Origin of the sequence: Bradyrhizobium sp. sGM-13 (assembly GCF_018398875.1) — a bacterium.
Taxonomy (GTDB): domain Bacteria; phylum Pseudomonadota; class Alphaproteobacteria; order Rhizobiales; family Xanthobacteraceae; genus Bradyrhizobium.
Genome location: NZ_JAGWDK010000313.1, coordinates 1 through 267, shown reverse-complemented (window position 1 = coordinate 267; position 267 = coordinate 1). Strand labels below are relative to the sequence as shown.

1 protein-coding gene is annotated in these 267 nt (G+C 64.8%); it reads left to right on the top strand.

Going from position 1 to position 267, the window contains the following annotated elements:
• Window positions 1-28: 28 nt before the first annotated feature.
• A partial coding sequence (locus KJQ96_RS39175; protein ID WP_309142555.1) for an SDR family NAD(P)-dependent oxidoreductase occupies window positions 29-267 on the top strand: 239 nt, incomplete at its 3' end.

Genomic DNA, 267 nt, shown 5'->3' with positions numbered 1-267 from the left:
GGCCGCATTCGGCCGCGTGGACATGCTGGTGAACAACGCCGCCATCGCCCGGTTTGCGAAGATCGACACGGTGACCGAAGTCGACCAGACGGTGGCCGTGAACGTCAAGGCGGCGTTCTTTGCCTTTCAGCAGGCCGCGCTGCGGATGGCGGATGGCGGTCGGATCGTGAGCATTTCGGCGGCCATGACCGCGGTAGGTTATGAGAACACGGTGCTCTATGCCGGCACCAAGGGCCCACTGGAGCAATTCGGCCAGGCGGCCGCGAA